Below are 11,600 nucleotides of genomic sequence, written 5' to 3' on the forward strand. Positions count from 1 at the left end.
GGATGGGCTGTGTAGGAAGGAATACATAATGCGTGGATCCGAGTTCGCAGAGCTGAAAGCCTTCGCTGCGGTGGTCGAGCGCAAGAGCTTTGCGCGGGCGGCAGAGCACCTGGGCCTGTCGCCTTCCGCGCTGAGCCAGACCATCCGGCAGCTCGAAGGCCGTATCGGCACACGCCTTCTGAATCGCACGACACGCAGCGTTGCGCCATCGGCCAGTGGCGAGCAGCTCTACGGGCGCATCGCCCCGCTGTTCCGGGAGATGGCGGTTGCCGTCGCACAGGCCAGTGAAGCCGCAGGACAGACCAAGGGCACGCTGCGCATCAACACGCTGGGGATCGCAGCGAGAACCGTCATTGCGCCCCGGCTTTCACGCTTCCACCAGGCCTACCCGGATGTGGTGCTCGACATCGTGGTCGACGACGCCCTGGCCGATATCGTCGCCGGCCGCTTCGACGCGGGCATCCGCGTGGGTGGGCGGTTGGAGAAGGACATGGTTGCCGTGCGCCTCACGCCCGACCTGAACATGGTTGCCGTGGCGTCCCCAGGCTACCTTGCCGATCGGGGCATTCCGAAGACACCCGCCGACCTGCACGGCCACGCGTGCATCAACTGGCGGCTCCAGATGGACGGCAGGCACTACCGCTGGGAGTTCGAGAAAAGGGGCAAACGGCTGGAAGTGGCGGTGGACGGCCCCGTCGTCACCAACCGCGCCGACATCGGCATCGCTGCCGCGGTGAACGGACTCGGCATTGCCTACCACTTCGAGCGCGACGGCGTGGGCGATCTCCTGGCCCAGGGCCGCTTGGTCCAGGTGCTGGCGGACTGGTCGATCTCGCGCCCGGGGCTGTACCTCTACTACCCCCACCGGCAGCACCGGCCAGCCCTTCTTGGTGCTTTCATCGACTGCCTGCTGGACAAGGACTTGGGAGGAGGCTTTGCTGGTTAGTTTGTCTTTTTCTTCGCAGGTGCCTTGGCCTTCTTCTGCGCGGCCTGCAGGCCATTGAAGTCCGCCGCGGCACGGAACAGCGCCTTCAACGCCGCTTCGTTGATGGCCTCGCCCTCATGCACGTCGATGGCGCGGCGCGTATTGCCCTCCAGGCTGGAATTGAACAGGCCCTTGGGGTCGGGCAGCGAAGCGCCCTTGGCAAAGGTCATCTTCACGGCCTGCTTATAGGTCTCGCCGGTGCACAGGATGCCGGCATGCGACCAGACGGGCACGCCCATCCATTTGACCTCTTCGACCACCTCGGGCACGGCCTCGTGCATGAGCTTGCGGATGCGGGCCAGGGTGGCGCCGCGCCAGTCGGCCAGGTCGCGGATCCTGGCGTCGATGAGGGCCGATGCGGATGTCTCGGCTTCCTGGGGTGCCGGTGCTGCAGCCATGGTGTTGTCTCCTGATGGCAAGCCAAGGCCTGCGAGCCGGCAGTTTATCGGCTTGCAGGCGCCTGCGCCGGCTGCCGCCGTATGGTCCACAGCGCCCCCGCCATCAGCACCACCCCACCCAACTGCACCGGGCTTAGCGTGCGCCCGTACACCGCCCAGTCCACCAGCACGGCGGTGAGCGGGTAGACGAACTGCAGCACCGCCACCTTGCCCAGCGCCAGCCGGGCCATGCCGGCGAACAGGATCACGTAGGCCAGGCCCGTGTGCAGCACGCCCAGGCCGGTGAGCCAGGCCCAGGCAGCAGCGGTGTGCGGCCCACCGAAGGCCAGCGGTGCCCAGGCCAGCAGCACGGCGCCCACCAGGCACTGCCACAGCGACAGGGCGAACGGGCTGATGGGCGCGGGCGCGCGGCTGGCCAGCAAGGTGACGGCGGCATAGCAGAACGAGCCGCCCAGGCACATCAGCACCCCGGCCACATAGGCGCCGCCATCGGCCGTGCCGGCGGGGATGCCGTCGAGCAGCCCGGTGGTGAGCACCAGCCCGGCCAGGGCCGCCAGCGTGGCCGCCCACTGGGTGCCCGAGATCGTCTCACGCAGGAACAGCGCGCCGAAGACGATGACCCAGATCGGCTGTACGTGGAAAATGACTGTGGCCACCGCGATGGAGGTACGCGGGATAGCCGCGAAGAACAGCGCCCAGTTGAGCACCATGAACACGCCCGTGGCACAGGCCACCCAGCGGCTCCTGGCCTGGTGGCGCAGCAGCAGCTCACGGCCCCGGCCCGTGGCCAGGCACCAGGCCACCAGGGCCAGCGCACCGAACACGCAGCGGAACCACACCGTGACCAGCGGGTGCTGGCCGGCCTCTTCGACAAACACGCCGATGGTGCCCAGCAGCACACCGCCGGCGATCATGAGCCACTGGCCTGCGCGCTCGCGGGCCAGAGTGGCCGGGTCGGCAGTGCCAGTGAGGATGGCGGAGGAAGCTGGCAGTGCGGAAACCTTGTTGTTCATGGTGCCGATGGTCCTGCCTTTGTTGCCCCAGGTAAAGCGCATAGTTCGCAGCATAGCCATTCGGTAATCGAATACATTGCACGCATGGTGAACTACCCCGACCTGCAGATCGACTGGCTGCGCGCCTTCGTCGCCGTGGTGGATGCCGGCTCGCTCTCGGGCGCGGCGCCGCTGGTGCACCGCTCGCAATCGGCGGTGAGCATGCAGATCAAGAAGCTCGAATCTGCGCTGGGCCGCCCGGTGCTGCTGCGCGGCCCGCGCCACCTGGAGCTGACCCCCTTGGGACAGGAGTTGCTGGCCTACGCGCGCCGCATGCTGGAGCTGCAGGCCGAGACGCAGGCGGCGCTGTTCGGCCCGCGGCTGGCGGGCCGCGTGCGCCTGGGTGTGCCGGACGACTATGCATCGACCTACCTCACGCCCGTGCTGCGCAGCTTTTCGCACCGCTACCAGGGGGTGGAGATCGAGCTGACCTGCGAGCAGTCGACCTCGCTGATCCCGCGCGTGGGGCGCGGCGAGCTGGACTTGGCCCTGGTCTCGCGCGACAAGCCGCAGCGCGGGCGCTTTCTGTTCCAGGAGCCGCTGGTCTGGGTGGGCGCGGCCCAGTTCGAGGCCTGGCGGCGCGACCCCTTGCCGATTGCGGTGTACGAATCGGCCAGCCTGGCGCGCATCGCCACCATGAAGGCCCTGGCCGCACGGCGCCGCGCCTACCGCATCGTCTACCACAGCTCCAGCCTGGCCGGCCAACTGGCCGCCGTGGAAAGCGGCCTGGCCGTGGCCGTGCTCACGCGCTGCAGCGTGCCGGCCAACCTGCAGATACTGCAGAACCTGCCGGCCGAATTCGACCTGCCCACACTCGACTCGATGGACGTGGCGGTGCTGCGCAGCAGGGAGTCGCAGCGCTCCCCCGCGGTGGATGCGATGTACGAGCAAATGGTGCGGACGTTAGGTGGGTGACAGCGAAAAAATCCCGTAGTGGCGACAATGCACCAGCCATTCCCCAGGAGACACCCATGACCGCGACCATCCCCTCCACCGCCCTGCAACTGCGCTCGCTCGTGCAGCCGGACGGCACCCTGCAGATCAGCCTTGAACCCACGCCCGTGCCCACGCCGGGGCCCGACGAGGTGCTGGTGCAGATCCAGGCCACGCCGATCAACCCCTCGGACATCGGCCTGCTGTTCGGGCCGGCCGATCTGTCCACCGTGCAGGTCGCAGGCAGCGCCGACCGGCCCGTAGTGACCGCGCGCATCCCAGACCGCGCCATGCCCGGCATGGCTGCCCGCATGGGGCAGAGCATGCCCGTGGGCAACGAGGGCGCGGGCCTGGTGGTGGCGGCGGGCTCCTCGCCGGCAGCCCAGGCGCTGCTCGGGCGCACGGTGGCACTGATCGGCGGGGCCATGTACGCGCAGTACCGGGCCATGCCCGCCGCGCAGTGCCTGCCGCTGCCGGCCGGCACCACGGCGGCCGAGGGGGCGTCGTGCTTCGTCAACCCCCTGACCGCGCTGGGCATGGTGGAGACCATGAAGCGCGAGGGCCACACCGCGCTGGTGCACACTGCGGCGGCCAGCAACCTGGGCCAGATGCTCAACAAGGTATGCCAGAAAGACGGGATCGGCCTGGTCAACATCGTGCGCAAGCCCGAGCAGGCGGTGCTGCTGCGCGAGATCGGTGCCCATTACGTCTGCGACAGCAGTTCGCCTGGCTTCATGGTCGAACTGACCGACGCCCTGGCCGCAACGGGCGCGACCATTGCCTTTGACGCCACGGGCGGCGGCACGCTGGCCGGGCAGATTTTGCAGGGCATGGAGGCGGCCATCAACCGCAAGGCGACCGAGTACAGCCGCTATGGATCGGACGTGCACAAGCAGGTCTACCTGTATGGCCACCTGGACACGCGCCCCACCGAGATCCAGCGCACCTTCGGCATGGCCTGGGGCGTGGGCGGCTGGCTGCTGTTCCCGTTTCTGCAGAAGATCGGCAACGAGGCCGCCCAGGCCCTGCGCCAGCGCGTGGCGGCCGAGCTCAAGACCACCTTTGCCAGCCACTATGCGCGCACGGTATCGCTGGCCGGGGCGCTGGGCGCCGACGCCATTGCCTTCTACGGCCCGCGCAACACCGGGGCCAAGGTGCTGATCGATCCGTCGATGGAGTGATCAGGCCGCAGCGGACATCACCAGTTCCACCAGCCGCTCGTGCGGCCCCAGCAGGGCATCGCCGCCGATCAGGCGCAGCGCCCCGCCCTGCCCCGTGGCCACCAGCTGCGGCACGCCGCGCGCACCGACGGCACGCAGCAGGGCCTGGGCGTTGGCTACGCGCTCAGCCATGGCGCGATGCAAAGCCGCATCGGGAGCACGGGCGAGCGCGGCCGCATCGGCCAGACCCAGGGCGGTCAGCACCTCGGCCAGCACCGCCGCATCGGCCGTGTCTTGCCCATCGACATAACGCGCGCGCTGCAGCGCATGCAAGGCTTCGAGTTCGCGGCCCGGTGCGGTCTGGGCCACGGCGGTCAGTGCGAAGGTGGCCGGGCCGGAGTCGAAACGGCCGCCCTCGGCGCCCAGGATGTTGTCGCGATAAGCCTGCGTGAAGGGCTGGCCCGTGAGCTGCTCGATGCGCTGGTCGTTGGACCAGGCATAGGCGGCGAACTGCGCGTCCATGGGCCGGGCGCCCTGCCCGGCGAACAGGCCCGACGGGGCCAGCGTGATGCGCACGCCGTGCGTGCCCTGCAGCCGGCCCAGGGCCGGCGCCGCGGCATAGCACCAGCCGCACAGGGGGTCGAACAGGTAAGTGACGGAGGTGACTTCGGTGGACATGCTGCTTACCACTTCATCTCACCCTTGTTCACCTTGGCGCCGATGTCCAAGGACAAGCCCATGGGCGCTGCGGGATAGGCCGTCTTCATGGCCTCGATCAGCTCCGCGCTGGTCTTGGTGGCGGCGGCGTTCTTCTCGAAGGCCTGCAGGTAGCCCTTGGTGTAGGTGACATTGGCCGCGGTCAGCGCGGTGCCGGCGGCCATGTGGCCGGGCACGACCACGGTGGGTTGCAAGGCGGCCATCTCGTCGAGCTGGGCCACCCAGGCGCTGCGCTCGGCCACGGTCTGGGTGTCGGCGGTCCACACGTGGGTGTTGGTGCCGAACACGCCGATGTTGCCTACCACGGCCTTCACCGAGGGAATCCAGGCGTAGGGGCGGTGTGCCAGCAGGCCGGTGGTGCCGCGGATCTCCACCACCTGGCCGTCCACGGTGAGGGTGTTGCCCGAGATGGCCTTGGGCAGCACGGGCGTGCGCGGTGCGTTGGCGCCCATCTTGGGGCCCCAGAAGGCGAGCTTGCCTTGCAGCTTGGCGTTGATCTTTTCCAGCACCGCGGGGGTGGTCACCACCTCGGCATGGGGAAAGAACTCCTTGAGCGTTTCCACGCCGAAGTAGTAGTCGGGGTCGGCCTGGCTCACATAGATGGTCTTGAGCGCCTTGCCGCTGTCGAGCACGTTGGCAGCGATGCGCAGGGCATCGGCACGGGTGAAGCCGGCGTCAATGACCATGGCCTCCTTTTCGCCGTAGACCAGGGTGGAATTGACGTTGAAGCTGTTGCCATCGGCGTTGTAGACCTTGAGCTGCAGCGGCTCGGCGGCATGGGCACCGGCAAAGGCGATGGACAGGGTGGCGGCAAGGATGGTGGTGTGAAACATGCGGATTCTCCAGAAGGTTTTGATTGCGATGGCTGCAGTTTATTTGCACCAATCGATCCAATAAACCGCATAAAATGCGCATATTTGTTTTATTAATAGAGCAAATATGGACCGCCTGACCGCCATGCGGGTGTTTGTGGAAGTCGCCACCAGCGGCAGCTTCAGCGCCACGGCCGAGCGGATGGAGATGTCGCGCGCCATGGTCACCCGCTATGTGGGCGAGATGGAGCAGTGGTTGCAGGCCCGGCTGCTGCAGCGCACCACCCGCAGCGTGACGCTGACCGATGCGGGCGAGCAGGCCCTGCGCCGCTGCCAGCAGATGCTGGCGCTGGTGGAAGACATCGAGGAAGAGACCACGGCCACGACCGAGGGTGAGTTGCGCGGCCAGTTGCGGCTGACCTGCAGCGTCTCGTTCGCCTATGCGCAGCTGGGCACGGCGATTGCCGACTTCCTGGCGCTGCACCCGCAGCTCAAGATCGACCTGGATGCCAGCGAAGGCTCGCTCAACCTGGTGGAAAAGCGCATCGACCTGGCGATCCGCATCAGCAGCGGGCCCGACCCCATGCTGATCGCCCGGCCGCTGGCGCGCTGCGATTCGGTGCTGGTGGCCTCGCCCGCTTACCTGGCGCGCCATGGCGTACCCGCCCTGCCGGCCGAGCTGGAACGCCACCGCTGCCTGAGCTACGCCAACTTCGGCAAGAGCGTGTGGGAGTTGTCCCAGAACGGCCGCACCGAGCGCGTGGCCGTGTCCGGCCACTTCAGCGCCAACGAGGCCACCACCCTGCTGCGCGCGGCGCTGGCGGGCGGCGGCATTGCGCTGCAGCCTACCTACCTGGCCAATCCGCACATCGCCAGCGGCGAGCTGCGGGCGCTGCTGCCCGGCTGGGAGCTGCCGGTGATGGCGATCAACGCGCTGTACACGTCGCGCCGGCACCAGTCACCGGCGGTGCGGGCGCTGCTGGATTTTCTGGTCGAGCGCTTCAAAGGGGCGCCCTGGTCACTTTGAAATGAAAAAGGCCGGGGCGCGAGCCCCGGCCTTTGCGTCACAGCATCACGCTGCCCTCAGGGAAGGATTACCGTGGCCTTGGCCCGTTCGATCTGCGCCTGCGCATCGCGCGGCAGCAGAAGGCGCTGGGCCACCAGGGCGTTGGCCGCCTCGGTCACCGCGGCCACGTAGCCGGCCTGGTTGCCGTACAGCTCGAGCTTCATGGCCGGGGTCTTGCCGGTCAGGCCGTCGTCGTTGTCGCTGCCGCCGCAGGCCGTGAGGGCTGCTGCGGCTGCGGCCGTGAGGGCTGCTGCGGCTGCGGCCGTGAGGGCTGCTGCGGCTGCGGCCGTGAGGGCAATGGCGCCCAGGGTGGGGAAAAGATGCTTTCTCATGTCGCTTGTCTCCTGTGCGGTGGGTCTTGTGGTCTTGCTTGCGGAAAAAAAACGGGCATGCAGCGGCCCTTCACCTCGCCCGGGTTGGGCAGGCTCTCTGGCATGGCTGCGCCCGCACCGGCTTCGCGCAGGCAGCCGGCGGGCTCAAATCAGGGATGGGCTGTGCGCGCCGTCAACGCGCTGCACAGGGCTGCGCGCGGATGGGCGCGCAGGTAAGCAAGGCCTACTCGGCTTCGATGCCGGCCGCCTTGATGACCTTGCCCCACTTCACCGTCTCGGCGGCCTGGAACTTGGCCAGCTCGTCAGGCGTGGTGGTCCAGGCTTCGGAGCCGGCCACGTCGTAGAAGGACTTGGCGGCGGCGCTCTTGGTGGCGGCGGCCATCAGCTCGTTGAGGCGGGCCACCACGGCAGGCGGCGTGTTGGCCGGGGCGTAGGCGGCGAACCAGTAGCCCATGTCGTAGCCCTTGACGCCGGCCTCGTCGATGGTGGGCACCTCGGGCAGCTGCGAGCTGCGCTTTTGCGTGGAGTAGCCCAGGGCACGCAGCTTGCCGGCCTTGACCTGGGGCACGCCGGTGGAGGTGTCGGTGATCATCATGTCGATCTGGCCGCCCAGCAGGTCGGTGATGGCCAGGGGGTTGCTCTTGTAGGGCACGTGCAGGATGTCCACGCCCGCCAGCTGCTTGAGCATCTCGCCGGCCATGCGGCTCGACGAGCTGCCGCTGCCGAAGCTCAGCTTGCCCGGTGTCTTCTTGGCCGCGGCCAACACGTCGGCCACACTCTTGTAGGGCGATGCGGCGTTCACCACCATCACCTGCCCGCCCTTGCCCAGGCCGCTGATGGGCGCGAAGTCCTTCACCGGATCGTACGAGAGCTTCTTGTACAGGTGCTCGTTGGCCGCGTGCGTGGTGTTGGTGGTGACGAGGATGGTGTAGCCGTCGGCAGGCGCCTTGGCCACGGCCTGCGCGGCGATCATGCCGCTGGCGCCGGCCTTGTTGTCGATGACCACGGGCTGTTTGGTGTCTGTGGTGATGGACTGGCCGATGGCGCGCGCCAGCTGGTCGGTGGCGCTGCCGGCGGCAAACGGCACGACGAAGGTGATGGCCTTGGCCGGGTAGGCCTGCGCCAGCGCGCTGCCGGCCAAGCCCAGCGATGCGGCCAGCGCCACGGTGGCGGACAAGGCCTGTCGGCGGGAAGGAAGGTGGAATGCGGTCATGGTGCGTGTCTCCTGGTGTTGTTGATGGTGAAAGAAATCGAAAAAGTCTCAGCCGTGTCCGGCCAGGTGCTGCTGCAGCGCCGTGGGCACCTGCACCGGCAGGTCCAGCAGCCAATAGCTCAGCGCCTTGCCATGGCTGTCGAGGTTGAGGGCGTCGTTCACGCCGCCGTCCAGCACGTCGTCGAGCACGAAGTTCATGGCCTGCAGCTGCGGCAGCACGTAGCGCACCACCCGCCCCGGCTGGCGGTGCGCGAAATGACGCGCCACGGCGGCCTCGGTCACCTCGGCCAGCAGCACATCCCACAGCGCGGGGTGCCAGGCAATGACGCTGATGTTGGAGCGGTTGCCCTTGTCGCCGGTGCGGCTGTGTGCCAGGCGGTACAGGGGCACGGTGATGGTGGTGTTGCCTGTCATGCTGCGGCCCTTTCTTGCCCCATGGCTTCATCGAACATGCGGTAGCCCGTGGGCACGGCCTCGCGCGGCACCAGGCACGACACGGTGCCCAGGCGCGGCCGCATGGCCGTGCGCACACCCCCGCCTCCTGCGGGGCCGCAGGTGTAGAGGGCGGTCACCTCGCGCAGCAGGCGCTGGGCGCTGGCATGGTCGCGGTGCTGCAGGGCCACGCGCAGGCGCACGTCGCGCGCATCCCCGCCGGCGCCATCCAGCCAGCGGCCGGCATCGTCGCCCAGCACGCTGGTCACGCCGATCAGGTCGATGCGCAGCGGGCCCAGGCCGGCCAGGCGCTCGCGCAGCACCTCGCCCGCCAGGCGGGCGCGGGCCTCGGCCCGGGCTCCGGCGTACGAAATCTCGCCCTCGGCAAACCAGCCCGACTCGAAGCACACGTTGACCTTGAGCGTGGGCGGACGCGCATGGCCGCGCACGCCTTCCAGGCGCACGGCGTCGGGGCCCACGGCAGTCACGCGGGCCTCGGTGATGTCGGCCACCACGTCGGGGGTCAGGTAGGCGGCGGGGTCGTGCAGCTCGTACAACAGCTGCTCCTTGACGGTGCGCTCGTCGATGCGCCCGCCCGTGCCCGGGGGCTTGGTGATGGTGCAGTGGCCGTCGGCGTCGATCTCGGCGATGGGGTAGCCCAGGCGGGCCATGCCGGGCACGTCCTTGTAGCCGGGGTCGGCAAAGTAGCCGCCCGTGACCTGGGCGCCGCATTCGAGCAGGTGGCCGGCCATGGTGGCGCGGGCCAGGCGGTCCCAGTCGTCGTGCGCCCAGCCGTAGTGGGCCAGGGCCGGGCCCAGCACCAGGGAGGGGTCGGCCACGCGACCGCAGACCACCACGTCGGCGCCCTCGCGCAGCGCACCCGCAATGGCCTGGGCGCCGATGTAGGCGTTGGCGCTGGCGATGGGTTCGGTGGGCATGGCATCGCCCAGGGCGCCTTGCAGCAGCGCGCTGTGGGCGGGGCCGCTCAGGTCGTCGCCCTGCACCACGGCCACGCGCGGGCGGCGCAGGCCCAGCTCGGCTGCCAGGCGCACGATGCGCCGGGCCGCGCCCTCGGGGTTGGCGGCGCCGAAGTTGCTCACGATGCGCACGCCATGCGCCAGGCAGTCGCCCAGCACGGGGCGCAGCATGTCCATCAGCAGGGGCTCGTAGCCCGCATCGGGGTCGGTGCGGCGGGCCAGCTGGGCCAGGGCCAGGGTGCGTTCGGCCAGGGTCTCGAAGATCAGCACGGCCGGCTTGCCGCTGGCGACCAGGGCCTGCACCACGGGTGCAGCGGCGTCCGTGCGGTCGCCCGAGAAACCGGCGGCGCAGCCGACCAGCAATGTTGCGTTGTTCGCCATAAAGGGTGTCTTTGTCTCCTGGGCCGAATGTAGGCACCCGGTGTTATTCTGTGAAATAGATTGTTGGTATCAATCCATCCGTTTCGCAGATTAATCATCCATGGGCGCGCAGCACCACCTTTCCACCCGCCAGCTCGACGCCTTTCTGGCCCTGGCCGAGCAGCGCAACTTCACGCGCGCCGCCGCTCAGTGCCACCTTTCGCAGCCGGCGTTCAGCGCCCTCATCCGCGCGCTGGAGGACGACCTGGGCCTGCGCCTGTTCGACCGCAGCACGCGGCATGTGGACCTGACGGGCGAGGGACAGAACTTTCTGGAGTCGGCCCGGCGCATCCGCGGCGAGATCACGGCCGCGCTGGCCGCCGTGCGCGATGCGGCCACCCTGCAGCGCGGGCGCGTGGCCGTGGCGCTGCTGCCATCCCTGGCTGCCGGCTGGCTGCCCCGGGTGCTGGCCGCCTACCGCAGCGCCTACCCAGGCATCGAGATCGACATTGCCGACGTGCTGTCGGAGCCCTGCATCGAGCGCGTGGCCAGCGGCAAGGCCGACTTTGCGCTGGCCGCCATCCGCGCCGACACGCCCGAGCTGCAGGCCGAGCCCTTTTGCAGCGACGACTTCCACCTGGTGTGCCCGGCCGACCACGCCCTGGCCCGGCGCAAAAAGGCCATCACCCCGGCCGATCTGGCGGCGTACCCCTTCATTCACCTGGCGCGCACCAGCAGCGTGCGCCAGTACCTGGAGGCGGCCTTCCACCCCCAGGGCATGCACACCCTGATGGAGCTGGAGCAACTGGCCAGCGTGATGGGCATGGTGCGCGCTGGCCTGGGCATCAGCGTGGTACCGGCGCTCACGCTGTTCCACTTCAACCAGCCCGGCCTGGTAACCCGGCCTCTGGCACTGCCCGGACTGCTGCGCCAGATCTACCTGGTGCGCCGGCGCGACCGAAGCCTGTCGGTGGCGGCGCAGGCGCTGTACACCCTGGTCATGGCGCAGCGGCCGGGCACGGGGTGACCAGCACCGGCCCGCCCAGCCAACCCGTGTATGTTTCAGGAAGGGCATAGGCGAACGCCTACAAGAACTTTGGACAGGCGTCTTTATCATCGTGCGAAAAATGCGGTGCCGCAACGCCGTTTCCGGGCACAGCCCG

13 protein-coding genes are annotated in these 11,600 nt (G+C 68.9%); 5 read left to right on the forward strand and 8 right to left on the reverse strand.

Annotation, left to right across the window (positions count from 1 at the left end; genetic code table 11):
• Nucleotides 1-28: 28 nt before the first annotated feature.
• The gene (locus AC07X5_RS23465; protein ID WP_494772061.1) at nt 29-946 is read left to right on the forward strand and encodes a LysR family transcriptional regulator; all 918 of its coding nucleotides are present in this window, start codon (nt 29-31) and stop codon (nt 944-946) included.
• Here the strand turns inward: AC07X5_RS23465 and AC07X5_RS23470 are convergent.
• The gene (locus AC07X5_RS23470; protein WP_494772062.1) at nt 943-1,383 is read right to left on the reverse strand and encodes a DUF1801 domain-containing protein; all 441 of its coding nucleotides are present in this window, start codon (nt 1,381-1,383) and stop codon (nt 943-945) included. The genes AC07X5_RS23465 and AC07X5_RS23470 overlap by 4 nt on opposite strands.
• 44 nt (nt 1,384-1,427) lie before the next feature.
• On the reverse strand, nt 1,428-2,396 hold the full coding sequence (locus AC07X5_RS23475) for a DMT family transporter (protein ID WP_494772063.1): 969 nt from the start codon (nt 2,394-2,396) through the stop codon (nt 1,428-1,430).
• A gap of 87 nt (nt 2,397-2,483) precedes the next feature.
• Between AC07X5_RS23475 and AC07X5_RS23480 the strand changes: the two genes are divergently transcribed.
• Both AC07X5_RS23480 and AC07X5_RS23485 read left to right on the forward strand, forming a co-directional pair.
• The gene (locus tag AC07X5_RS23480) at nt 2,484-3,350 is read left to right on the forward strand and encodes a LysR family transcriptional regulator (RefSeq protein WP_494772152.1); all 867 of its coding nucleotides are present in this window, start codon (nt 2,484-2,486) and stop codon (nt 3,348-3,350) included.
• A 56-nt stretch (nt 3,351-3,406) separates the two neighbouring features.
• On the forward strand, nt 3,407-4,549 hold the full coding sequence (locus tag AC07X5_RS23485) for a zinc-binding dehydrogenase (protein WP_494772064.1): 1,143 nt from the start codon (nt 3,407-3,409) through the stop codon (nt 4,547-4,549).
• Here AC07X5_RS23485 and AC07X5_RS23490 read toward each other — a convergent pair whose 3' ends face one another.
• Nucleotides 4,550-5,206: a DsbA family protein gene (locus tag AC07X5_RS23490; protein WP_494772065.1), complete on the reverse strand. Its 657-nt coding sequence runs from the start codon at nt 5,204-5,206 to the stop codon at nt 4,550-4,552.
• Between the two features lie 5 nt (nt 5,207-5,211).
• Nucleotides 5,212-6,078 (reverse strand): MBL fold metallo-hydrolase, encoded by an 867-nt coding sequence (locus AC07X5_RS23495; RefSeq protein ID WP_494772066.1) that lies wholly within the window; start codon nt 6,076-6,078, stop codon nt 5,212-5,214.
• 106 nt (nt 6,079-6,184) lie between these two features.
• On the opposite strand from AC07X5_RS23495, the gene AC07X5_RS23500 reads away from it, so the two are divergent.
• Nucleotides 6,185-7,084 carry a LysR family transcriptional regulator gene (locus tag AC07X5_RS23500; RefSeq protein WP_494772067.1) on the forward strand — a complete coding sequence of 300 codons (900 nt, stop codon included), beginning with the start codon at nt 6,185-6,187 and terminating at the stop codon, nt 7,082-7,084.
• A 56-nt stretch (nt 7,085-7,140) separates the two neighbouring features.
• Here the strand turns inward: AC07X5_RS23500 and AC07X5_RS23505 are convergent, their stop codons facing one another.
• From AC07X5_RS23505 to AC07X5_RS23520, 4 genes are all read right to left on the reverse strand, one after another.
• Nucleotides 7,141-7,455 (reverse strand): alpha/beta hydrolase domain-containing protein, encoded by a 315-nt coding sequence (locus AC07X5_RS23505; protein WP_494772068.1) that lies wholly within the window; start codon nt 7,453-7,455, stop codon nt 7,141-7,143.
• Between the two features lie 223 nt (nt 7,456-7,678).
• Nucleotides 7,679-8,668 carry a Bug family tripartite tricarboxylate transporter substrate binding protein gene (locus tag AC07X5_RS23510; RefSeq protein WP_494772069.1) on the reverse strand — a complete coding sequence of 330 codons (990 nt, stop codon included), beginning with the start codon at nt 8,666-8,668 and terminating at the stop codon, nt 7,679-7,681.
• A gap of 48 nt (nt 8,669-8,716) precedes the next feature.
• Nucleotides 8,717-9,082 carry an AtuA-related protein gene (locus AC07X5_RS23515; protein ID WP_494772070.1) on the reverse strand — a complete coding sequence of 122 codons (366 nt, stop codon included), beginning with the start codon at nt 9,080-9,082 and terminating at the stop codon, nt 8,717-8,719.
• Nucleotides 9,079-10,458: an acyclic terpene utilization AtuA family protein gene (locus AC07X5_RS23520; protein WP_494772071.1), complete on the reverse strand. Its 1,380-nt coding sequence runs from the start codon at nt 10,456-10,458 to the stop codon at nt 9,079-9,081. Before AC07X5_RS23520 ends, AC07X5_RS23515 begins: the two co-directional genes overlap by 4 nt.
• A gap of 100 nt (nt 10,459-10,558) precedes the next feature.
• On the opposite strand from AC07X5_RS23520, the gene AC07X5_RS23525 reads away from it, so the two are divergent.
• Entirely contained in the window at nt 10,559-11,464 is a 906-nt protein-coding gene (locus AC07X5_RS23525; RefSeq protein WP_494772072.1) for a LysR family transcriptional regulator, read from the forward strand.
• The last annotated feature ends 136 nt before the right edge of the window (nt 11,465-11,600 follow it).

It is taken from the genome of Acidovorax sp. GW458-11-26-14-TSB4 (assembly GCF_059423865.1).